This window comes from Bradyrhizobium sp. BRP56, assembly GCF_020194035.1.
GTDB lineage: Bacteria > Pseudomonadota > Alphaproteobacteria > Rhizobiales > Xanthobacteraceae > Bradyrhizobium > Bradyrhizobium australafricanum.
Genome location: NZ_JADYVV010000044.1, coordinates 43,619 through 65,270, shown reverse-complemented (window position 1 = coordinate 65,270; position 21,652 = coordinate 43,619). Strand labels below are relative to the sequence as shown.

The 21,652-nt window shown below is 66.5% G+C and carries 16 protein-coding genes; 9 read left to right on the top strand and 7 right to left on the bottom strand.

The features are described from left to right. Nucleotides 1–47: 47 nt before the first annotated feature. Complete coding sequence (locus tag I6F38_RS27535; RefSeq protein WP_225162547.1) at nucleotides 48–3,752, bottom strand: DUF3971 domain-containing protein; 3,705 nt, start codon at nucleotides 3,750–3,752, stop codon at nucleotides 48–50. Nucleotides 3,753–3,979: 227 nt separating this feature from the next. On the opposite strand from I6F38_RS27535, the gene I6F38_RS27530 reads away from it, so the two are divergent. Continuing rightward, on the top strand, nucleotides 3,980–4,705 hold the full coding sequence (locus tag I6F38_RS27530; protein ID WP_225162546.1) for a peroxiredoxin: 726 nt from the start codon (nucleotides 3,980–3,982) through the stop codon (nucleotides 4,703–4,705). A gap of 100 nt (nucleotides 4,706–4,805) precedes the next feature. Next, nucleotides 4,806–6,161, top strand: a complete 1,356-nt coding sequence (locus tag I6F38_RS27525) for a M23 family metallopeptidase (protein ID WP_225162545.1) — start codon at nucleotides 4,806–4,808, stop codon at nucleotides 6,159–6,161. A 70-nt stretch (nucleotides 6,162–6,231) separates the two neighbouring features. Here the strand turns inward: I6F38_RS27525 and I6F38_RS27520 are convergent, their stop codons facing one another. Together I6F38_RS27520 and I6F38_RS27515 are read right to left on the bottom strand one after the other, a co-directional pair. Further along, entirely contained in the window at nucleotides 6,232–7,488 is a 1,257-nt protein-coding gene (locus I6F38_RS27520) for a DUF5666 domain-containing protein (RefSeq protein ID WP_225162544.1), read from the bottom strand. Further along, nucleotides 7,485–8,360, bottom strand: coding sequence for a DUF6502 family protein (locus tag I6F38_RS27515; RefSeq protein WP_225162543.1), 876 nt, complete (start codon nucleotides 8,358–8,360; stop codon nucleotides 7,485–7,487). Before I6F38_RS27515 ends, I6F38_RS27520 begins: the two co-directional genes overlap by 4 nt. A gap of 162 nt (nucleotides 8,361–8,522) precedes the next feature. On the opposite strand from I6F38_RS27515, the gene I6F38_RS27510 reads away from it, so the two are divergent. The 6 genes from I6F38_RS27510 to I6F38_RS27485 all read left to right on the top strand — a co-directional run bounded on the left by I6F38_RS27510 (nucleotide 8,523) and on the right by I6F38_RS27485 (nucleotide 14,880). Beyond that, nucleotides 8,523–8,954: a hypothetical protein gene (locus tag I6F38_RS27510; RefSeq protein WP_225162542.1), complete on the top strand. Its 432-nt coding sequence runs from the start codon at nucleotides 8,523–8,525 to the stop codon at nucleotides 8,952–8,954. A gap of 294 nt (nucleotides 8,955–9,248) precedes the next feature. Next, on the top strand, nucleotides 9,249–9,461 hold the full coding sequence (locus tag I6F38_RS27505; RefSeq protein ID WP_225162541.1) for a hypothetical protein: 213 nt from the start codon (nucleotides 9,249–9,251) through the stop codon (nucleotides 9,459–9,461). A 17-nt stretch (nucleotides 9,462–9,478) separates the two neighbouring features. After that, nucleotides 9,479–11,419 carry a glycosyltransferase gene (locus tag I6F38_RS27500; protein ID WP_225162540.1) on the top strand — a complete coding sequence of 647 codons (1,941 nt, stop codon included), beginning with the start codon at nucleotides 9,479–9,481 and terminating at the stop codon, nucleotides 11,417–11,419. A 3-nt stretch (nucleotides 11,420–11,422) separates the two neighbouring features. Further along, nucleotides 11,423–12,163, top strand: coding sequence for an ABC transporter ATP-binding protein (locus I6F38_RS27495; RefSeq protein ID WP_225162539.1), 741 nt, complete (start codon nucleotides 11,423–11,425; stop codon nucleotides 12,161–12,163). Then, on the top strand, nucleotides 12,160–13,587 hold the full coding sequence (locus I6F38_RS27490; protein ID WP_225162538.1) for a glycosyltransferase family 1 protein: 1,428 nt from the start codon (nucleotides 12,160–12,162) through the stop codon (nucleotides 13,585–13,587). The genes I6F38_RS27495 and I6F38_RS27490 overlap by 4 nt, the downstream gene beginning before the upstream one ends. Nucleotides 13,588–13,593: 6 nt before the next feature. Further along, nucleotides 13,594–14,880: an O-antigen ligase family protein gene (locus I6F38_RS27485; protein WP_225162537.1), complete on the top strand. Its 1,287-nt coding sequence runs from the start codon at nucleotides 13,594–13,596 to the stop codon at nucleotides 14,878–14,880. 218 nt (nucleotides 14,881–15,098) lie between these two features. On the opposite strand, the gene I6F38_RS27480 is transcribed toward I6F38_RS27485, so the two are convergent. Next, on the bottom strand, nucleotides 15,099–16,334 hold the full coding sequence (locus I6F38_RS27480; protein WP_225162536.1) for an ABC transporter substrate-binding protein: 1,236 nt from the start codon (nucleotides 16,332–16,334) through the stop codon (nucleotides 15,099–15,101). 160 nt (nucleotides 16,335–16,494) lie between these two features. On the opposite strand from I6F38_RS27480, the gene I6F38_RS27475 reads away from it, so the two are divergent. Continuing rightward, nucleotides 16,495–18,648 carry a carbamoyltransferase C-terminal domain-containing protein gene (locus I6F38_RS27475; protein WP_225162535.1) on the top strand — a complete coding sequence of 718 codons (2,154 nt, stop codon included), beginning with the start codon at nucleotides 16,495–16,497 and terminating at the stop codon, nucleotides 18,646–18,648. Here the strand turns inward: I6F38_RS27475 and I6F38_RS27470 are convergent. The 3 genes from I6F38_RS27470 to prfB form a co-directional block, all read right to left on the bottom strand. Then, nucleotides 18,608–19,543, bottom strand: a complete 936-nt coding sequence (locus tag I6F38_RS27470; RefSeq protein ID WP_225162534.1) for a DMT family transporter — start codon at nucleotides 19,541–19,543, stop codon at nucleotides 18,608–18,610. The two genes, I6F38_RS27475 and I6F38_RS27470, sit on opposite strands and share 41 nt — an antisense overlap. A gap of 84 nt (nucleotides 19,544–19,627) precedes the next feature. Then, entirely contained in the window at nucleotides 19,628–20,497 is an 870-nt protein-coding gene (locus I6F38_RS27465; RefSeq protein ID WP_225162533.1) for an NAD(P)-dependent oxidoreductase, read from the bottom strand. Nucleotides 20,498–20,500: 3 nt separating this feature from the next. Continuing rightward, nucleotides 20,501–21,632 (bottom strand): peptide chain release factor 2 gene (gene prfB, locus I6F38_RS27460; RefSeq protein ID WP_143029616.1). Its coding sequence is split into 2 segments (ribosomal slippage): nucleotides 20,501–21,562 and nucleotides 21,564–21,632, totalling 1,131 coding nucleotides; the frame shifts between segments, so codons are not numbered across the junction. Nucleotides 21,633–21,652: the final 20 nt, after the last annotated feature.

Genomic DNA, 21,652 nt, shown 5'->3' with positions numbered 1-21,652 from the left:
GATCATGCTTTAGCCCTCGCGCGATGGCTTCCGCCACCGCGCTTCGCTTAGTTGTTCGTCGTCGGCAGATCGTTCGGGCCGTACTGCTTGAACTCGAAGATCTTGCGCGTCAGGCCGGGCGCCAGCGCGGAGATCGGGTTGACGCGCAGCACCGGCGCGCTCGGCGTTCCCACCACTTCATAGGTCACGCCGATCAGGCCTTCATTGCTGCCGGCGCCGAGGAAAATCCCGAAGAACGGGATCTGGCCGAACATGTTGTTCAACCCGTACATCGGAATGAAGGTGCCGTTCATCCGCACCTGGTTGCCGATATAGTCGATGCTGCCTTCGATGGTCGCGCCGATGGTCGGTCCCTTGACCACACCATTGCGGATCGAAAGCTGACCGCTCTGGCGCGTGAATTCGGCGCGCAGCGCGTCGAACCCGATGCCGTTCTGGGTGCTGACCGGCCCGCCGGCAACGGCGCGATCGAGCTGGGTCTCGCCCTTCACCGAGAATCCGGTGATATTGATGAGCCCCTCCCTGGGGCTCGGCTCAGGGATCGGCGGCTCCATCGCGAGCGTAAGCTGGCCGCCGACCACCTTCGAATAGGTATCGATGAAGCGCAGGAACGCACCGGCGTCGCTGGTCTGCAGATAGATCACCTCGCGGCCCTGCTGGCGTCCGCGCATATCGACCGTGACGGGGGTGTCGCGGCCGACCTTGCCGCTCAGCGTGAACGCCTTGAAGAACCCGTTGCGGCGCGAGACCTTGGCGTCGACGCTGCGCAGCGCTTCGCCGTTGAATCCTGCGACCGCGCCGAGTTTCAGATCGACATCGAAATCGGTGGTCCTGGTCTTGCTCTTGGGATCGCTATCGCGGCCGGAGATCGCCGACTTCAGGAAGCCGCGACCGTCGAACACGTCGCCGCGCATCGTGACCTTGATCACGCCGTCGGGACCGCGATCGGCCCGCAGCGAGGTCTTGTCGCCTTCCGACGGCGCGTAGGTCGGGAAGTACGCATTCATGAGATCGCCGTTCTGGTCGACCTCGAGCGCCCCCTTGATCGACGCGCCGGCGCCGTCGATCGAGATATCCTCGAACCGGGTCGATTGCCCCTTCGGCACCACGTTGAAGGTCGCCTTGCCGGCACGGCCCTGCGCCTTGACCCAGCCCGGCAGGATGTTGTCGAGCTTGAGCTGGGTCAGGTCGGCCTCGACGCCCATCTTGGTGGTGGGATTGTCGCCGCTGCCGATCTTGCCGCTCAGCTTGATCGGGATCGCGCCGGAGACCGCGGGACCGAGATCAAGCCCGAGGCGCGCGCGGCTTGCATCATCCAGCGTCGCCTGCAGCTTGACGTCGGCATCGCCCTCGGCGGGCTTACGGTAGTCGAGCGAGGCCGCCTGCCCGTTGATCTTGACATCGCCCTTGACCTGGAAGCCGGCATTGCTGGCGATCACCTTCAGCGCGTTGGCTTCGAGCTTCTGGTTCATCACCAGCTTGTCGACAGCAACGCCGGAGATGTCGGCGGTGACCGAGTAGAGCGTATCGGCCTTGGTCAGCTCGCCCTTCACGGGCATGCCGAGATTGATCGTTGCGGTGACGTTGCCCTTGCTGGCGTTGGGATCGATCGGCGGACCGGAGAGATCGCTGAGCCGGTCGGAGGCGAGGATTTCGGCGGCAGCCGGCACCGGACAGTCGACCCGAAACTTGACCTTCGACGGCGACGGCTTCGGCGCCATGTCCGGCACCTCGAAGGTGAAGTCCGACAGCGTGATCTTGCGGCCCGCCGGCGTGTCGGCAATGCCCTGGTTGATGGTCACGGTCGCGGTGCGGCCGGTCACCCTGGCCTTCAGATCCGCGTCATGCACCGCGGGCATCTGATCCACCGGGCGCACCGTGACACCGGAGGCTACAATGTTGACCGAGAGGCCGTCATCCGGGATCGGCGGTCCCTTGCGCGACAGGTTGTGCACCGGCGAATTGACGCCGACATCGATACGCTGGAGCGTGCCGCGATCGATCCGCTCGAGCACCCATTCGCGCACCTCGGGCACGATGATGACCGGCCACATCCGTTTCAGGGCCGAGGCCGACATCGGCGTGCCGGCGAATCCGAGCTGCAGCCGCGGCTCGCCGGAATAGTCGATGCTGCCGGTTCCGGCGACGCCGATCTCGCCATTGGAGATGTCGGCCTGGGTCAGCAGCACGCGCTTCTTGTCGGTGTCGAACCGGAAGCCGATGTTGATGCGATTGAAGATCAGCGGCGGTTCGTTCTTGTCGGCACCGGCCAGCACGATGGTGCCGCCCGACAGGCCGGCCTGCCAGTCGGTGACGTTGTCGTTCGGCGGCTCGAGATGGCCGAGCAGCGTGATGCGGTTGGCGCCCGAGACGACCTTGATCGGCGCCAGCAGTACGCGCCGGCCCGAATCCCATTCCACGCTCATCTCGGCCGCATCGATCGGCATCGGGTAGTCGGGCGTGTCGGTGTCGATGATGTTGCCGGCGCCGACATTGATCTTGCCGCGGAAGTAGGTCGGCAGGCCGTCGCGGCCGAGCTCGCCCTTCATCTCGCCCGACAGCGGCAGGTCGGCGGTGTAGGTCAGATCCTTGGTCCGGAGCGCGAGCAGGATGTTCCGGGTGGAAACCTTGTCGGCCTTGATGTCGATCGAGCGCACGCCGTTCTGCTGTGGTCCGACCAGCACGCGCACCGACCAGGGCTTTGCGCCCTCCTCGCCGAAGCTGAGCGCGACGCCGCCGCCGCTCGGGCGCCGCAGGCTGAGGCTGATGTTCTCGAAGCTCCATTTGTTGCCGCGCTGCTGATCGTCGACGACGAGATTGCCGTTCTTCAGGCCGATCTCGTTGAGGTTCTGCCCGTCGAGGCCGGTCATGCTGAGGCTGTCGAGCCAGTCGAGACCGGCGAGCAGCCCGCTCTGGGCCGAATCGGATGCGCCCGCGGAGGGCTCGGCGGCAGCTGGCGGCGAGGCAACGGGCGGCGGCGGTGCTGCGGGTGTCGGCCGCGGGAATGTCGGCGGCATCCCCGCCTCCCGCTTGGAGGCAACGCCAGTGGCCAGCGGTTTTGCCGTGTCACCGGCGGACACGGTGACATTGCCGTCGGGCGTGATGCGCACCGACAGCTCCGCATCGACCAGATTGAGGCTCTCCGCCCGCAACTGGCCCATCAAGAGCGCGGTTCCCGACAGGCGCACCTCGGCCTTGGGCGCGCTCGCAACCACCGCATGGTCCCGATCGCGGACGATGATGTCGCGGATGCGCACCGCGATCCTGACGCGGCCGGCGCGCTCGATCTGCGTTCCGCCGACCTCGACCGTGTTGCCGTGGCCGATATTCTCCTCGATCGCCGCGGCGAGCCACGGCGTCGCCATGTCGAGATTGATCGGGCCGGCGCCGAGCCGCCACCACAGCCCGCCGAAGCAGGTCGCGAACATCGCGACCAGCACCACGAGGACCAGTCCGATGCGACGGATCCAGCGCTCGCCGTTCAGCCAGCGCTGCATGCCGGAGCAGAAATCGGTGAAGCGATGCAGGTTGGTGTGGGAACGCGCCAGCAATTGCCGCGCACGGTTGCCCGCCGCCTCATCCTGCTCGTCCCACGCAGCGTCGTCCTCCCATTGCGAGAGGTCAGCCCCGGCGCGCGGATTTGGACCCTGCGGCGACGTGTTCCTTGCCATTGTCTCTCGGTGCTGACGGCGAAGCTGATCGCCGCCATCGGGGCGCCCGTCGATCCGTATCGAGCGCTCCTGTGCCGGCATCGCCGCCTATCCTCGCCTAATCGTGTTACTCGCCGATGGCCCCCAGAGCGGACCAAACCAACCAATCAAAAGCCAATTCAGCAAGCGGACGGGTCACGCGTCGAATTCCTTGTCACCATACTCCGTGGCCATCAAACTTGCCCAGCGGCCGGAGCGAATCCGACTGCCGCCAATAAGACCGCAATACCCCAATGGTTGAGCTTCGGAAAGCGACGAAAGGAAGGCGTATGTCCAAGAAAACGCGCAAGAAATCCTCCAACACAACCGGGAAGCGGGTCGCAACAAAGGTTGCGCGCGCCGCAAGCGCAAGCACTGGGAAGTCCGCGACGAAAACCCGCACAGCGGTTGCGAAGAAGGCAGCGGCCAAGAAAACAACTAAGAAAACGACCAAGGCGACCGCAGCGGGTGTTCGAAGCAAAGCCTCGCACAAGGCGGCATCGAAACCGTTAAAGCCAGAGCCGGCCGCAACCGTGACCAGTTCGTCCGCCGTCACACTTGCCGAGGGCGCCACGGCGCCTAGCTTCAACCTGCCGCGCGACGGCGGGGGCAGCGTTTCGCTGAAGGATTTTGCCGGCAAGAAACTGGTGCTGTTCTTCTACCCCCGCGCCGACACCCCCGGCTGCACCAGGGAGGCGATCGATTTCACCCGGCTCAAAAGCGAGTTCGTAGCGGCAGGGACCGAAGTGGTCGGCATTTCCGCCGACACGGTTAAGGCGCAGGAGTCATTTCGAAACAAACACCAGCTGTCGGTGCCGCTGGTCTCGGACCCAACCCACCAGATGCTGGAGGCATATGGCGCCTGGGGCGAAAAATCCATGTATGGCAGGACCTTCATGGGAATTATTCGCACGACGGTTCTGGTCGATTCCAGTGGAAAGGTCGCCCGGATCTGGCGCCATGTGAAGGTCGACGGCCACGCCGAAGCGGTATTGGAGGCGGCCCGGGCGCTCTGACGGGACGGGTTCCGTTTCCTGAAAATTAACCATGACGGGCTCAAATCGGCCCCGCAAATTAGCCGTACGGAGCTTGGTCCGACCGGCCGCGGGAGTACCGATGTCGAGCCGGTCCGGTCACCACAAACACCATCATCCGCAGGACCATGGCCGGACGCCGGCGCGCCGTCCGGCAGCCCATCACCCCGCACCTGCCGCCGCGGCGGTGGCGGCCTCCGGCGAGGGCTATACGCTGGTCCATGCCGGCAAGCAGGTCCGGTTCGGGCCGGTGGTGTTCTGGATCATCGTCGGCACCGTGGTGCTGCTCGGCATGTGGTCGGCGGCGACCGCGACCTATTTCGCGTTCCGCGACGACGTGCTGACCCGGCTGATCGCGCGCCAGGCCGAGATGCAATACGCCTATGAGGACCGCATCTCGGAGCTGCGCGCCAAGGTTGACCGCACCACCAGCCGCCAGCTGCTCGACCAGGAGCAGTTCGACCAGAAGCTCGACCAGATCATGAAGCGGCAGTCGACGCTGGAATCGCGCGCCACCGCGCTCGGCGCGATGCCTGACGTCACCAGCACCGGATCGATCAAGCCGCAGGGCCGCGCCGAGGCGGCGCCGTCCTCAGGCACGCTGAAACCCTCCCCGATCAGCGACACCGTGATCTTCGTGGCGCCGCCGGATCGCGAGGCACGGCTGGAATCGCGCGCGCCGCTGATCGCCAAGACGCAGCCGAACCAGTTCGCCAAGGCCCAGGGTGTCGACAACGTGCTGGTCCGCCTGCAAACCTCGCTTGACCAGGTCGAGCGGCGCCAGGTTGCCGCGCTCGCCTCGGTCGAGGACAGCATCGATTCCAAGGTGCGCCGGATGCGCGGCGTGATCTCCGATCTCGGCCTCAACATGGCGCAGCTCGAGGCGGCGACGCCGCGCTCCGGCATGGGCGGGCCCTTTGTCCCTGTGAAACTCTCTGCCGACGCCGGCGCGTTCGAACGCCAGCTCTATCGCATCAACATCAACCGGGCACAGATGCAGCGACTGAACCAGACGCTGGCGCTGGTGCCTTACCGCAAGCCCGTGGTCGGTGAAGTCGAATTCACCAGCGGCTTCGGCGTGCGCTCCGATCCCTTCCTCGGCCGGCCGGCAATGCACACCGGCCTCGACTTCCGCGCCGCGCAAGGCGATCCGGTGCGTGTCACCGCCAACGGCAAGGTGGTGTCGGCGGGCTGGGCCGGCGGCTATGGCCGCATGGTCGAGGTCGATCACGGCAACGGGCTCTCGACCCGCTACGGCCATCTCTCCGAGATCGGCGTCAAGGTCGGTGAATACGTCAAGATCGGCCAGGTGATCGGCGCCGTCGGCTCGACCGGCCGCTCCACCGGTCCGCATCTGCACTATGAAACCCGCATCGACGGCGAAGCTGTCGATCCGCAGAAATTCCTCCGCGCCGGCGTTCGGCTCAGCGCCGGCTAGCTCAATCTCACGACGGTCGATCTGAGCATCGGCGCAAGCGGTCTCGCTTGCGCCGATCTTGTTTGCGGTTTCAGCGGCGGCCGCCGCCGCCCATGCCGCCGGGCGGTCCGCCGCCACCGAATCCGCCGCCGGGCCCAAACGGACCACCGCCACCGCCGCCAGGACCGAACGGTCCGCCGGGCGAGCCGAAGCCACCGGGGCCGGGGCCGGTCGGTCCACCACTCAGCGGATCAGGCGCAGGCCCGCCGCCTGGCGGGCTGCCGCCCGGCATGCCGGACGGCGCCCCACCGGGGCCACCACCTGGACCGCCGCCACCAGGCGCGCCGCGGCCGCCCGGGCCGCCCGGTCCCGATCCATGACCCGGCCCGGATCCGCCGCCGCCGGGGCCGCGGCCCGGCGTGCCCGGGCTCTTCACCGACGAGCCCGGGAACTTGCCGACCGACTGCACCGATTCGACGCGCAGCTCGCGCGGGCCCGACAGCTGCGCGTTGACGACGACGCGCGTATCGGCCGCCGGCGAAAACCGCGAATGGTCGCGCGCGACAAAGCCGGAGCCGAGCTGCAGGTCGTTGCCGACCCGCCGCACATAGGCCTCGATCAGCAGCCGGTTCGCGCCGGCAAGATCGGAGAAGTCGTCGGCCCGGCTGCGCGACACCTGCATCACGCCCTGCACGACGTGTCCCTCGGCCTGCACGCGCTGACCGGCCAGCGCCGCATCGACGCCGGCGAGCTTGAGCTCGCCGATCCGCAAGACGCCGGCACGGTCGCGCTCGAGCGGCCCTGCGACACGCGCGGCGGCGTCGTGGCGCTCCTGCACCAGACTTGCGACGACGACGCCGTCGGTGCGGCGCAGCCCGAACACGGCGACATGCGCGCCCACCTTCAGCCAGCTCTCGCGTCCGGTCCAGGCGACCGTCTGGCCGAGCACTGTCAGCCCGCCCGGCTTCATTTGCTCGATCGGCCCGGTCACCTCGCTGGTCACATCGATGCGTTTGGTCGACAGCGTGCCGCCGGCATCGCGCTGCGCCACCACGCGCGCGAGTTGTCCGATCCGCAGCGCCTTCGCGCTCGCCGCCTCGCCGTCGATTCTGACCGGCACGTCGGGTGCATAGGCGACGCGCTCGCCATTGACATAGATCGAGCCGAATCGCTGGATCACCCCGACGATGCCGGTGCCACCGATGCCTTGATCGGAACCGGTGATGCCGGTGCCGCCGATGCCCTGATCGTTGCCGCGCTTCTTGACCTGCGCGCCCGCGAGCGACGTTCCGGCAAGCCAGAACGCTGCGAGCAGCGCGCGGCGCGAAATGACCGGCGGGCGCTTCACGCTGCACCACCTTCGTCGGCATCGTCATCCACCGGGCCGTCCGGCCCCTCGCGGTAGATGTAGATGCCGAAATTCCAGCGATAGTCGCCGCCCTTGTCCTTTGCGAGCGCGCGGTTGGCCTCGCGGTTGGCGACCTTGAGCGCCTCCATCGCCAGTTCGCGCGAGCGGCCTTCGAGCCGCTTGGCGAGCTTTGCCGACAGGCCGTCGTAATGCACCGCGCGTTCGAGGAAGCGCGGCGCGGCCGAGGATACGTTGAGCTCGGCGGCCGCGACATGGTCGTGCAGGTTGCGGCCGAGATAGTGCCATTTGCGGTCGTCGTCACCATGCGGCACGAAGGCCTCCTCGACCAGCATGATCTCGTCGTCGTCATTGATGGTGACGAGCTTGCGGTCGAGCCATTCGTCCAGCACGGCGCGCGGCCGCACATCCTTGGTGATCGATTCGACCAGCGTCTCGAACGACGGGGCGCCTCCGTCCGCGGTGCGCGGCAGCGGCAGCGGATCGCCCTTGGCATCGGTGAACTCGGGCGCCGCCAGCCAGCGCGCGATGATCGCGCTGGTGCGCGACAGCGTCGCCGGCACCGCATTGACCGGCGCGCCGGCGCCGCGCAGTCGCGCCACCTCCTTGCGGTGGATGCCGGTCAGCAGGCTGACGCGGCTGTCGGTCTGCTCCTTGCCCTCGAGCGCGAAGTCGTGCTCGGCGACGTTGACATAGAGCTCGCGCAGCAGCTGGGTCAGCGCCGGAAACGTCATGCCGCCGCGGATGCAGAGCCGCACCAGCGGACGCAGCATCCGCGCCAGCGGCGCATGCAGCTTCGCTGCGGCGATCGGCGCGGACGATCCCACCTTCGACTTCGGGCCCTTGGCATTCATGCCTAACTTTTAGCCGTCCGCGCCGTGGGACACAATCCCACCTCACTTGACGTGTGACATTTTCCCACTTATGGGAAACAAAATCACCTCCGGACACAGCTCGCGCGCTCGCCAGCGGGTGTCACGGAGTCCGGCACTGCCGCCATCGCCACGGACCGCTCCATGACGTCTGCCCGATTCGACCTAGCGATCGCGGAAGCCTGCCGGATCGCCCAGGTTCCCTTTGAGGAGTTCGTGTCGACGGTGATGGCGGGCGGCTATCCCTGTCTGCCGGGCGTTGCGCCCGGATCGCCGCGCCGCTTCGACGAAACCGACCTCCTCGCGCTCTACATCTACGGCCGCCTGCTCGCCTTCGGCTTCGGCGGTCTGCGCGCCGGCGAATATGCCTGCCGCGCACATGCCGGCCTCCGCGCCGAGCCACGCGCGCAATCGATCTCGATTGCGCTGACCTCCGACGGCGGCAAGCGCGTCGTGATCGAGCAGGATCTGCAGCGCCCGGCAGCGGCAATGCTGCCCGAGCGGATTCATTTCGACATCGCCGCGATCAGGCGCCAGATGCAGCCGATCGAACGCAGCACCGCCGAGCCGGCCTGACGCTCCCGCTAGAGCACGCATCTGACGATGCGTTCCGACCTCTCCCCGCACGCGGGGCGAGGTGAAGCGGAGGCCGTTGCTCGATCCACAAGTAGGCTCATGGCGCTTTAGATACGCCCGCATTCGCTCGCCCGCGCCGTCGCGGCGCGATCGCACCGTCATGCGTTCCGCCGCCGTCCGCAAAAAGTTGTCCACCGCCATACGTGGGACATAATCCCACATTTTAGTCCGCCGCCATTGACGTGTGAAATTTTCCCACGTATCCAGAATTCATCCAAAAGGGAATCCGACCCAATGTCTCTTCGTTCGGCCCGCGAAACCTGTTCGTTTCACGAACCCGGTCGGTTCGCCGCCACCGCACTCCGTTTCACGCCGCAGGCGCCATTCTGTTTCACGCCGCAGGTGCCTTGCGGCCCGATCGAGCCGGTGTTTCCGGCGCTGCTGCGCTCGCTGGTGTTCGCCGCCGCGCTGGCGCTGCCGTTCATCGTCGCCCTGTTCGTCGCATGATCCGGATCGAGCCGCCCATGATCGTCGTCAACGAGCCGGCCCGGCGTCCGTCGGTGCTCCACATCTTCAAGGTCTACTATCCCGACCTGTTCGGCGGCACGCTGACGGTGATCCGTGATATCTGCGCCGGACTGAAGGACACGTTCAACGCCGCCGTGCTGGTCTGCTCGCGCTCCGGCGGCGAACGGCAGATCGTGGTCAATGACGTTGCGGTCGAGCGCGTGCACTCGTTCGGCGACGTGCTCTCGCTGCCGGCGGCGCCGACCTATCCGTGGCGGCTGTGGCGCCGCATCGCCGAGCACGATCTGCTGGCGCTGCACGCCCCCTTCCCGCTCGCCGACCTCGTCTTCGCATTCGGGCTCGGCCGCACCCGCCCGTTGGTCGTGCACTGGCACGCCGACATCGTCTCGCACGCGGCCTTGCGCTTCCTCGTCGAGCCGATGATGCGGCGAACCCTGCGCCGGGCCGCCGCGATCATCGTCTCCGATCCGGTGCTGATCGAAACCACGCCGCTGCTGCAGGAATTTTCCGACAAGTGCCACGCCGTTCCGTTCGGCGTCGATGTCGCCAAATATGACCGGCCGGCCGCACAGGCCGACGACGTCAACGCCCGCGGCCGTCTCGTGCTCGCCTGCGGACGCCTCGTTCCGTACAAGGGCTTCGACGTGCTGGTGCGCGCCGCGCATGCCCGCAATTTCGAGGTCTGGATCGTCGGCGAGGGCCGCGAGCGCGACAACCTCGAGCAGCTGATCCGCGACTATGGCTTGCAGGACCGCGTCCGCCTGCTCGGCTCGGTGTCCGAGAGCGAACGCGTCAAGCTGATGCGCATCGCCGATGTGTTCGTGATGCCGTCGGTGACCAATGCGGAGACCTTCGGGCTGGCGCAGCTCGAGGCGATGGCCGCAAGCCGGCCCGTCGTCAACACCGCGCTCGACACCGGCGTTCCGCATGTCGCCCGCGACGGCCTCGAGGCCATCACGGTGCCGCCCGGCGATCCCGCCGCGCTCGCCGACGCCGTCGAAACGCTGATCAACGATCCCGAGCGGCGCCGCCGCATGGGTCAGGCCGCGCGCCATCGCGCGCTGACGAAATACTCAACCGCAGCCTTCAAGGAGGGAGTCGAGACGGTGTATCGCAAGGTCGTTACCGAGGAGGCCGCCGCAAGGGACGCGGGGTCGTCAGCCCCAGCCCTGCGTCCCCGAACGGCAGGTTTCGTCGGCGCGATCCAGATCGCGGCAACACTGGCCTGGTCCGACGTGCGCCATCGCTACGTCCGCTCCCTCCTTGGACCCTTCTGGATGTCGATCCAGATGGCGATCATGGTGGCCGTGCTCGGCTCGGTCATCGGCCATCTCTCCAACGCCAGCGCAGTGGCGCGGCTGCCGATGCTGGCGGCGAGCCTCACCGCCTGGACCTTCCTCAACGGCGTGGTGCTCGACGCCACCACCGCGCTGCAGGGCTCGGCCAGCCTGATCAAGGATCGCGCGCTGCCGCCGGTGATCTTCCTGCTGCAATGTACCTTCCGGCAGGCGCTGTTCGCGGCCCATAACGCGATCGTGCCGCTGCTCCTGTGGCTCGTGCTGACGCCGCGCGATGTCGGCGGCGCCATTGCCGCCCTCCCCGGCCTCGCCCTGTTCGTGGTCTGCACGCTGGGGCTGAGCCTCGTGCTCGGCGCGCTGGCGACGCGTTACCGCGACATCAAGCCGATCATCGAGTCCTCGCTGACGCTGGCCTTCCTGGCCTCGCCGATCATCTGGACATCCGAGATGATCGATCGCGGCTCGACCGTGATGCGGCTCAATCCGCTGACGCATCTGTTCGCGATCTGGCGCGACCCGCTGGCGACCGGTCATGTCGCAACGGCAAGCGTGATCTACGTGCTGGCGTGCCTGGCCGCGCTCGCAGTCGCCGCGACCATCACCGTCGCCCATCTGCGCAAAGCGGCATTCTGGATCTAGGGCATGGCAAGCATCCACCTCCGCGACGTCTGCCTGGATTATCCGCTGTACGGTGCTTACGACTTCTCGCTGAAGCGCCGCCTGCTCGGCCGCCTGTTCCGCCAGGCCAGCGAGATGCGCACCATCCGCGCGGTCGACAGCATCTCGATCGAGGCGAAAGCCGGCGCCCGCATCGGCCTCGCCGGCCCGAACGGCTCCGGCAAGTCCACCCTGCTGCGGCTGATCGCCGGCGTGTTCCCGGCGACCAGCGGCCGCGTCGAGATATCAGGCAACATCGTGCCGCTGCTCGGCCTCGGCGCCGGCGTCAATCTCGATTTCGTCGCCGCCGACAATATCAACCTGCTGCTGCGGATATCGGGGCGCAAGCCGACGCCGGCGATCCTGGACGAGATCTGGGCGTTCACGGAACTGGAGGAGCGCATGCGGCGGCTGCCGCTGCGCATGTTCTCGTCAGGCATGCTGATGCGCGTGCTGTTCGCGACCGCGACCGCGTTTCCCGCCGATATCCTGCTGCTCGACGAGTGGCTCAGCGTGGTCGACGAGAATTTCTCGGCCAAGGCCGAGCAGCGGCTGCGCAAGATGGTCGAGACCGCGGCGATCGTGATCATCGCCTCGCACGACCACGCCCTGCTGCGCCGGACCTGCAACAGCATCATCAATCTCGATCACGGCCGCATCGCCAGCACCGTCGCGCTGGATGCGCCCGCCCCGCATCACCTCGAGCTCAGAGAAATCAGCGCATGACAAAGATCCTGGTCGTCAGCGAGGCGCTTGGCGAGCCCAACCACAAGCGCGGCATCTTCCATTTTACCCGTGAATTGATCCGCTCGCTGGCCGGCGACGGACATGCCCTGACCCTCGTCGTGGAGACCACGCGCCGGTACCGGAAGCTGCGCCGCAGGCAGCAGCGGACGCGCCTGCTGCCCGAGGACTCCCGGCTGATCGAGCTGCTCGCGCTCTATCGTTACCTCGATGAAACCGACATGAACTCGCCGATCATGCGCGGCGGCCTGCGCCGCACCGTCAACTGGTTCAAGCACAAGCTCGACGCGGCGACCTCGCTCGAATTCATCATCGCCTTCCTGCGCTCGATTCGTCTGCTGCCGACCAGCGTCAAGCTGATCGAGAACCGGACCGAAGGCCTCGAATACATTCCGACCGATTTGCGCCATCTCGAATTGTTCGGCGATTTCCTGCTCGAGCCCGGCTTCTACAGCTATCAGGACACGTCGGCCCTGACCCGGTTGCCGCCGCCGCGGGTCGATGCGCGCGACTACGACGTCATTCTCGTCGACACCCCGACCCGGGTTGCGATCCAGCGCCGCCCGGGCGCAAAGGTGATTTGCGTCGTGCACGACCTGTTGCCGATCACCGATCTCAAGCTGGACGACATCGCAACACGCCTGTTCCTGTCGCGCCTTTTCACCAGCGTGAATCAGGCTGACGAGCTCGCTTTCGTCTCGAACTACAGCATGAACCGCTTCCGCGCCCTGCTCCCGCAATATGCGCACATTCCGGCGCGGGTGGTCTATCCGCGGACCCGTTTCGACGTCGCGGAAGCGCCGCTTGCGGCGGTGCCAACCGCCGTCCCGGCACGGCCGAGCTTCGTCGTCATTGTCTCGAACGAGCCCCGCAAGAACCTCGCGGCCGTCATCCGCGCCTTCCGCAAGCTGCCGGAGGCCGATCTCGTCGTGATCGGCTATGCCGGCGGCGCCAACCAGGCGCGCAACCTGCCGAAGAACGTCCGTTTCTCCGGCTATGTCGACGAGCACGAGAAGGCGGCACTGATCGCGGACGCGCACGGCCTGATCATGCCGAGCCTCGCCGAAGGCTTTGGCGTCCCGACCATCGAGGCATTCGCGGCCAACACACCCGTGCTGTGCTCCGATATTGCCGTGTTCCGCGAGGTCGCGGGCGAGCTTGCCGACTATTTCGATCCGTTCTCGACCGACTCGATCTGCGCCTCGGTGCGACGCCTGCTGGCGCAGCAGGAGCAATGGCGCGACCGGATCCGTGCGCGGCGGGTCGAACTTGCAGAGCGCTTCGGCCACCACACCCAGGCGCGCGACCTGCTGTCGCATCGGGCTGCCCCGGACGTCGCGGCCGCCGCCGAGGCGCTCACCGCCGCGATGGCGACCTTCAACGGTGCAACCGCGCACGGCGTGTAACCGGTCATGAGCACCGATTCCGACGCCATTGGTCTCGCAATCGAACCGCCAGCACGATGGCGCGATCGCGTCCGCACCTGGTCCGGCTCAGTCCCCTATGTCCGCGCCACCGATACCCTGATCGTCTTGGCCGCGGCGTCGCTACCCTGGTCGACCACGGCACTCGCCGTCTTCATGCTGCTGTGGCTTGTCGCCGTGATCCCGACCATCGACTGGGAGCAGTTCATTCTCGACCTCGCGCAACCGGCCTTTGCCTTGCCGATCGCGCTGGTCGCACTCGCGGTGATCGGCGTGGCGTGGTCGGAGACGAGCTGGGCCGAACGGCTGCAAGGCATCAAGCCGCTCAGCAAGCTGCTGCTGCTGCCGTTCCTGCTCGGCTATTTCCAGCGCTCACAGCGCGGGCTCTGGGTATTCGTAGCCTTCCTGGTATCGTGCACGCTGCTGATGATCCTGTCCTGGATCGCGCTGGCGGTGCCGCAGCTCAAGCTCGCGCACACCGCCTCCGACGGCGTGCCGGTCAAGAACTACCTCGACCAGAGCCAGGAGTTCGCGCTCTGCGCGTTCGCGCTGGCGCTGCCGGCATTGACGGCGCTGCGGGCCCGGCAATGGCGCTTCGCGGCCGGCGCCATCGCGCTGATGCTGCTGTTCGTCGCCAACATGCTCTACGTCGTCTCGGCGCGGACCGCGCTGGTCTACATGCCGGTGCTGTTGATCCTGTTCGCCTCGCTGCATCTGTCGCGGCGGGCCACGCGGCTGCTGTTCGCCGGCGTCGCGGTCACCAGCCTTGTGGTCTGGACCACGTCCCCCTACCTCCGCCAACGCATCGCCGACGTCGGCATCGAGTATCGCGCCCACGACACCTCGGGCATCGCCTCGACCGCGCAGCGCCTGACCTATTGGCGGAAGTCGGTGAAGTTCATCGCCGAGGCGCCTTGGCTCGGCCACGGCACCGGCTCGATCAGGCACATGTTCACGCAGGATGCCGTCGGACAAGCCGGCCTTGAGGCCGAGGTGATCAACAACCCGCACAACCAGACCCTCAATGTCGGGGTCCAGTGGGGGCTGATCGGCATCCTGCTGCTCTACACGATGTGGATCAGCCACGTCAGGCTGTTCGCCGGCCGCGATCTCGTGAGCTGGATCGGACTCGCCGTGGTCGTGCAGAACATCACAAGCTCGCTGCTCAATTCGCATCTGTCCGATTTTCACGAGGGCTGGATGTACGTGATCGGCGTCGGCGTCGCCGGCGGCATGGCGCTCCGCGCCCGCCGGCTGGAGAAGATTTTGGCGTAGATTTGTGCCTCACGCCGCGCAGCACATTCGGTGTCGTCCCTGCCTAGTGCGCAATTGCGCACGGGAGCAGGGACCCATAACCACAAATGCTGATTGTTGCGCGACGCTGGAACGACGAGTCCCTTCAACAACGTCCGCCGCGGAGTATGAGTCCCGGCTTCCGCCGGGACGACGGCGGTGTTTGCGGCGCCAGCAACGCCCTTCTAACAACCGGCCGCCTACCGCGACGCCTCGTGCCCGACCTCGCCGGTGATGACGTCACCGAACAGCTCCCATGCCTCGCCGTTGAAGCGCATCAGCTGCATCTGCTCGATCGGGAAGTAGTCGTCGGGGGAGGTGTTGACCATGACTCCCGGGAGCATCAGGTCGGAGTGGAAGTTCTTCAGGCTGGCGGCCTGCTTCATCACGTTCTCGCGCGTGAGATTGTCGCCGCATTGCTTCAGCACCTGCATCATCGCCTCGGCCTGGACATAGCCATAGAGGTTGTTGGCGTTGGCCTTGTCGCCGTCGGGATAATACTTGTCCATGAAGGCGCGCCAGCTTTGCACCGCCGGATCCTTGTCCCAGGTCGGATCCGTCGGGTCCTTCAGATAGGCGGTCGAGATGATGCCCTTGGAGAACTCGAGTCCGGCCGGCTTCAGCACCGAGGCGACCGAGGTCGCGGTGTTGGCGAGAAAGAATTTCGGCTTCCAGCCGAGCTCGCCCACCTTCCGGATCGCCTGCGCCGAGCCCTTCGGCGCCGCCCAGGAGAAGAAGATGTCGGCGCCGGAATCGTGCAGCGCGACGATCTGCGAATCGATCGAGGGATCGGAGACCTCGTACGACTTGTCGGCGATGATCATGCCGACCTTGTCGCCGAGCCCGTCCTTCAGGCCCTTGAACTGATCCTTGCCGGCATCGTCATTCTGCCAGAACACCGCGATCTTGCTGTCGGGGAATTTGTCGCGAATGTACTTTGCGTAGATGCGGCCCTCGCTCTGGTAGTTGGGCTGGAAGCCCATCGTCCAGGGAAAGTTCTTGGGATCACCGAACTTGGTGCCGCCGGAGGCGACGAACAATTGCGGCACCTTCTTGGCATTCATGTATTTCATGATTGCCGAATTGGACGGCGTGCCGAGCGGCTGGAAGATCAGCAGCACCTCGTCGCTCTCGACCAGCTTGCGCGCCTGCTCGATCGCCTTCGGAGGCGAATAGGCGTCGTCGTAGCTGATGAAGTTGATCTTGCGGCCGTTGATGCCACCCTGCTCGTTGGTCATCTTGAAGAACGCGGCCTCGGTCTTGCCGATCACCCCATAGGACGACGCCGGGCCGCTGTATGGCATGATGTTGCCAATCTTGATTTCGCCATCACTCGCGCCGGGATCGTATTTCCTCTGCGCGGTGGCCGAGGTCGCGATCAGTGCGGCACTTGCGAACGCCGCGATTGCGCCAATATATCCGAAACGAGCCGGCATCGTTTTCTCCCAATTTTTGTCGTTGGTTTTGGCGGCAAGTCTCGCAAGAGACGCATGTGCTGGCAAGCGCTGGGTTTTTCCGTTGGGCGAAACGGCATTGTTGCCTGGCGCTATTTATGATTGAAGGTCAATCTGGGGATCACGAGTCGAGGCGTTCTGATTGCGTAAACCGGACATCCGTACCGGTCCGCGGCATCCGCATCTTGCGGCCGCGGGCTATGAGATCACGCGCCGCCTCAGCGAGTCTGCGCTGGCGAAGCGTGGCCTGCACAAGGCCAATGGCGCGTTCGCGCAGCGCACGATCGCCTCGATCCGCGAAAAACTGCAACGCGGCGAGACCGTCTACATCGCCGGCCTCGCCTGCCCCGGCACGCACAATACCGGCGTCGCGCTGGTCGAGATCACCCAGAAGGACGGACCGCGCCTGATCGTCAACAACGAGGAAGAGCGCTTCTCCGGCAACAAGCACACCAACGAGTTCCCGCAATACGCACTCGACGACATGCGCAAGGTGTTACAGCGGATGGGCCGCGACATCGGCGATATCGCCGCCTTCGTCACGACATGGGACTATCCGGCGTTGCTGGCGATGCTGATCCGCACCTCGCTCGAGGAAGCACCGGCCAGCCTCAAATTACTGCGCGCCCCGATCGCACCGGCAATCAATCTGCGCCAGCTGGATCAGGTGCGACGGCTGTCGCGCCGGCTCGGCCGGATGTACGGGCTCGACAAGCAATTGCCGCTGATCTGCATGCCGCACCACGACAATCACGCCTGGTACTCGTTCACGGCCTCGCCGTTCGCCGATACGCGCGAGCGTGTCGCGATCGCGGTGCTCGACGGCACCGGCGACGTCGGCTCGATCTCGCTCTATGTCGCCGAGAACGGCGAGATGAAGCAGCTCTATTGCAATGAGAGCCTGTTCGACTCGCTCGGTGCTTTCTACACGGTGATCTCATCCAGCCAGGGCGGCTGGACCTGGCTGTCCAGCGAGGGCCGTTACATGGGCGCCGCCGCCTGGGGCGACATGAACCGCGCCACCAATCCGTATTATCAGCGCCTGAAGGCGGTGCTGCAGCTCGGGCCCAACGGCAGCGTGCAGCTCAATCGCGCGATGGCCAATTGGTACGCCGATCCCGCCGACAATCCCTATCATCAACCGCTGATCGACATTCTCGGTCCGCCGCTGCGCCCCGACCAGCTCTGGAATCCCGACGCCGTGCTGCGCGTCGAGGACATCAATCACCGCCCCGACACCAAGGACCGCGTCGACAAGGCGGCCGCGACGCAACTGGTGTTCGAGGACGCGATGATCCATGTCATCGACCATCTCTTGCGCACCACCGGCACCGACCGCCTGGTGCTGACCGGGGGCGTCGCGCTGAACGCGCTCGGCAACATGCGGCTGCTCGAGCATTTCGACGAGGCGTGGTTTGAGCGGGCGCAGCAGCGCAAGACGCGGCTGCATATGTGGGTGCCGCCGGTGCCCGGCGATCCCGGCGTGCCGATCGGCGCCGCCTGGCTGTTCGCGCATAGGGCGGGCGCGCCGCGCGGCGCGCCGCTGTCGCACGCATTCTATTGCGGCCTGCCGCCCTCGAACGCCGACATCACCGCGGCGCTGCAAGCCGACGACATCGCCTCGACCGAGATCGGCAATGTGGCGACTTCAGAAGGGCGCGACGCGGTTGCCGACCTGATGGCGTCCATGGTCGCGCAAGGCGGTGTGATCGCGATCTATCAGGGCGCCGCCGAAACCGGCCCGCGCGCGCTCGGCCATCGCTCGATCCTCGCCAATCCCTGCGATCCCGAGGTGCGCGAGCGGCTCAACGAGCGCGTCAAGTATCGCGAGGCGATCCGGCCGCTGGCGCCGATGGCGACGCTGCAAGCTGCGCGCGATTATTTCGAGCTGGAAGACGGCGCCTCCGACGCCGACTACAACGCCTACAACTACATGGTGCTCACGGCGCATTCGAAGCCCGAGGCGCGCGCGAAGATTCCGGCGGTGGTGCATGCCGACGGCACCGGCCGCATCCAGATCGTGCGCGAGGCCGACGATCCCCTCACCCATGCCTATCTGAAGGCGCTCGGCCGTCATATCGGCATCGAGATGTCGGTCAACACCTCGTTCAATGTCGCGGGTCCGATCGCGCAGACGCCGGCGCAGGCGATGGACACGCTGCGCCGCTCCAAGGGGCTAGATGCCGTGGTGCTGGTCGCCGACGACGGCACCGCCTTTGCCGCCTGGCACGGCGGCGAGCGCGACAGCGGACGCTTCAGCGGATGGTATGCGGCGTGGAAGCAGGCGCGCGGCTGAACCAGGCCAGCACGCGGCCGTCGATCAAGAGCAGCGCGCTCGCGATCACCAGCGCGCCGATCACCTCGCGCAGCGCGATCGGCTCGCCGAGCACGAGATATCCGAGCAGCATCGCGGTGACCGGAATCAGCAGCGTCACCAGCATCACATTGGTCGCGCCGGAGCGCTGCAGGATCTGGAAGAACACGATATAGGCCAGCGCCGTCGACAGCGCCGCGAGCCCGAGCACGGCGAGCCATGTCGCGGGATGCGGCATCGGCAACAGCCACGGCCGATCGACGACGGCGGCGATGGGCGCCATCAGCACCGCCGAGGCCATCATCTGGAACGTCGCGGTCCCCAGCGGCGGCACCCGCTGCGGCAGCCGCCGCCCGACCAGCGCCGCGATGCCGTAGCTGAAGGCGCCGGCGAGGCACAGCAGGATGCCGATGCCCTGCCGGCTCTCGAAGCCGAGTGCATCGCCATGCAGGATCGCAACCCCGATCAGCCCGACCAGGACGCCCGCCACGCGGCGCGCCTGCAGCCGCTCCTCGCCGGCCGCCGCCATCACGACCACCGCGAACAGCGGCGTCGTCGCGTTGAGGATCGAGGCCAGCCCGCTCGGAATATAGGTCTGCCCGAACACGATCAGCGCAAACGGCAGCACATTGTTGAACAGCCCCATCGCAACGAATGGCGCCCAGCCGGACAGGCCGCGCGGGAATTCGATTCTGGCGGCCCGCAGCAGCGGCAGCAGGATGATCGTGCCGAGCACGACGCGCAGCAGCACCAGGGTCAGCGGCGGCAATTCGCGCAGGATCACGCCGTTGAAGAAGAACGAGCCGCCCCAGAGTACCGACAGCAGGACAAGCAGACCCCAGTCGCGACGATCGATGCGGTTGACGGCGGAAGGCATATCGGGCGCTCACCTGCAGTCGGACAGGTGACTAGCGCGGCGCCGCGAATATTCCCACCCGATTTCCGAGAATGGCGGCCCCGCCTATTTCGGCCGCGACACGATCTCGATCATCTGGCCCTCGTCGGCGTCGGGCGCATGGGCCTTCGCCTTGTCGTAGGCGGCGAGCGCGGCGCGGCTCACGGGCACGCCGGGCAGCAAGGTCTCGGCGAGCCGCACGGCGTAGTCGGCATCCTTGTGGCGCAGCGCCGCGGTGAACGATGCGCCGGAGAAGTTGCGGTCGATCATCCGCTTGGAGTGGCGGATCACCTGCGGGCTCGCCACCGCGCCGGTCGCCAGCGCCTCGGCCACCAATTGCATGTCGAGGCCCGCCTGCTCGGCGATCGCCACGCCCTCGGCGAGGCTTGCGATCTGCACCGCGCCGATCAGGTTGTTGATCAACTTGAACACAGTGCCGGTGCCAACCGCGCCGAAATGGCGGATCGTGCTGCCGATCGGCGCTAGGAACGGCCGCGCCCGATCGAGATCGGCGGGATCAGCGCCCACCAGCAGCGTCAGCTTGCCGGCCGCCGCCGCCTCCGGCAGGCCGGTGACCGGGCAATCGATGTAGACCAAGCCACGGCTCTGCAGTTCGCGCGCCATCTCGACCGTGTGCTGGTACGAGACCGTGGAGCATTCGATCGCGAGCGTACCGGCCTTCATGTTGGCGGCGGCGCCGTCCTTGGTCAGCCAGACCGCGCGTGAGGCTTCGTCGTCGGCGACCATGGTCACGACAGCATCGGCGTCGATCGCGGCATCCTCCGGCGAGGTCGCCCACAGCGCGCCGCGGGCGATCAGGTCCGCGGCCTTGGCCTTGCTCCGGTTCCACACGGCGACCGTGAAGCCGGCATCGAGGTAACGGCCGGCCATGCCATGACCCATGCGTCCCAATCCGATGAAAGCGACGCGCGGCATGGGCTAATCCACATCCTCGACGGAGCCGGGCCCGGTGCCGAAGGCACGCTGCGCCAAGGTCGCCGCCATGAATTCATCGAGGTCGCCATCGAGCACCCCCGACGTGTCGGAGGTCTGCACACCGGTGCGCAGGTCCTTCACCATCTGATAGGGCTGCAGCACGTAGGAGCGGATCTGGTGACCCCAGCCGATGTCGGTCTTGGCGGCCTGATCGGCAGCAGCCTGCTCCTCGCGCTTCTTCAGCTCGATCTCATAGAGCCGCGCGCGCAGCATGTCCCAGGCCTGCGCCCGGTTCTTGTGCTGGGAGCGGCCGGCTTGGCAGACCACCGCGATGCCGGTCGGGATGTGCGTCAGGCGCACCGCCGACTCGGTCTTGTTGACGTGCTGACCGCCGGCGCCGCCCGACCGCATGGTATCGGTGCGGACATCAGACTCCTTGATCTCGATCTTGATGCTGTCGTCGATCACGGGGAAGATCTGCACCGACGAGAACGAGGTGTGCCGCCGCGCGTTGGAATCGAACGGCGAGATGCGCACCAGGCGATGCACGCCGGCCTCGGTCTTCAGCCAGCCATAGGCGTTGTGGCCGCTGATCTGGATGGTGGCGGACTTGATGCCGGCCTCTTCACCCTGGGATTCTTCGAGGAACTCGATCTTGAAGCCGTGCTTCTCCGCCCAGCGCGTGTACATGCGCAGCAGCATCTGCGCCCAGTCCTGGCTCTCGGTGCCGCCGGCGCCGGCATGGACTTCGAGATAGGAATCGAACTTGTCGGCCTCGCCCGACAGCAGCGCCTCCAGCTCGCGCCGGGCGACCTCCTTCTTGAGGTCCTTGAGCGCCTTCTCGGCCTCGGTGACCACGCCCTCATCGTTCTCGGCCTCGCCAAGCTCGATCATGCCGATATTGTCCTCGAGCTCGCGCTCGACCTTGCCGATGCCTGAGAGCGCGTCCTCCAGTGAGGTACGCTCCTGCATCAGCCGCTGGGCCTTCTGGGGATCGTTCCAGAGATTGGGGTCTTCTGCGAGCTTGTTCAGCTCAGCGAGGCGTGCCGTCGATTGTTCGACGTCAAAGATGCCTCCTCAGCAGCCCGACTGACTGCTTGATCTCTTCAACAAGGCGTTCGATTTCCGCGCGCATGGTCTTTCAGGTGTTGGCTA

What these genes read in the sequence shown, in the direction of transcription:
- I6F38_RS27490 (WP_225162538.1), top strand. Translation starts at nt 12,160, where the DNA reads ATGACAAAGATCCTGGTCGTCAGCGAGGCGCTTGGCGAGCCCAACCAC.
- I6F38_RS27465 (WP_225162533.1), bottom strand. Translation starts at nt 20,497, where the DNA reads ATGCCGCGCGTCGCTTTCATCGGATTGGGACGCATGGGTCATGGCATG.
- I6F38_RS27485 (WP_225162537.1), top strand. Translation starts at nt 13,594, where the DNA reads ATGAGCACCGATTCCGACGCCATTGGTCTCGCAATCGAACCGCCAGCA.
- I6F38_RS27500 (WP_225162540.1), top strand. Translation starts at nt 9,479, where the DNA reads ATGATCGTCGTCAACGAGCCGGCCCGGCGTCCGTCGGTGCTCCACATC.
- I6F38_RS27515 (WP_225162543.1), bottom strand. Translation starts at nt 8,360, where the DNA reads ATGAATGCCAAGGGCCCGAAGTCGAAGGTGGGATCGTCCGCGCCGATC.
- I6F38_RS27495 (WP_225162539.1), top strand. Translation starts at nt 11,423, where the DNA reads ATGGCAAGCATCCACCTCCGCGACGTCTGCCTGGATTATCCGCTGTAC.
- I6F38_RS27505 (WP_225162541.1), top strand. Translation starts at nt 9,249, where the DNA reads ATGTCTCTTCGTTCGGCCCGCGAAACCTGTTCGTTTCACGAACCCGGT.
- I6F38_RS27480 (WP_225162536.1), bottom strand. Translation starts at nt 16,334, where the DNA reads ATGCCGGCTCGTTTCGGATATATTGGCGCAATCGCGGCGTTCGCAAGT.
- I6F38_RS27530 (WP_225162546.1), top strand. Translation starts at nt 3,980, where the DNA reads ATGTCCAAGAAAACGCGCAAGAAATCCTCCAACACAACCGGGAAGCGG.
- I6F38_RS27535 (WP_225162547.1), bottom strand. Translation starts at nt 3,752, where the DNA reads ATGCCGGCACAGGAGCGCTCGATACGGATCGACGGGCGCCCCGATGGC.
- I6F38_RS27510 (WP_225162542.1), top strand. Translation starts at nt 8,523, where the DNA reads ATGACGTCTGCCCGATTCGACCTAGCGATCGCGGAAGCCTGCCGGATC.
- I6F38_RS27470 (WP_225162534.1), bottom strand. Translation starts at nt 19,543, where the DNA reads ATGCCTTCCGCCGTCAACCGCATCGATCGTCGCGACTGGGGTCTGCTT.
- I6F38_RS27525 (WP_225162545.1), top strand. Translation starts at nt 4,806, where the DNA reads ATGTCGAGCCGGTCCGGTCACCACAAACACCATCATCCGCAGGACCAT.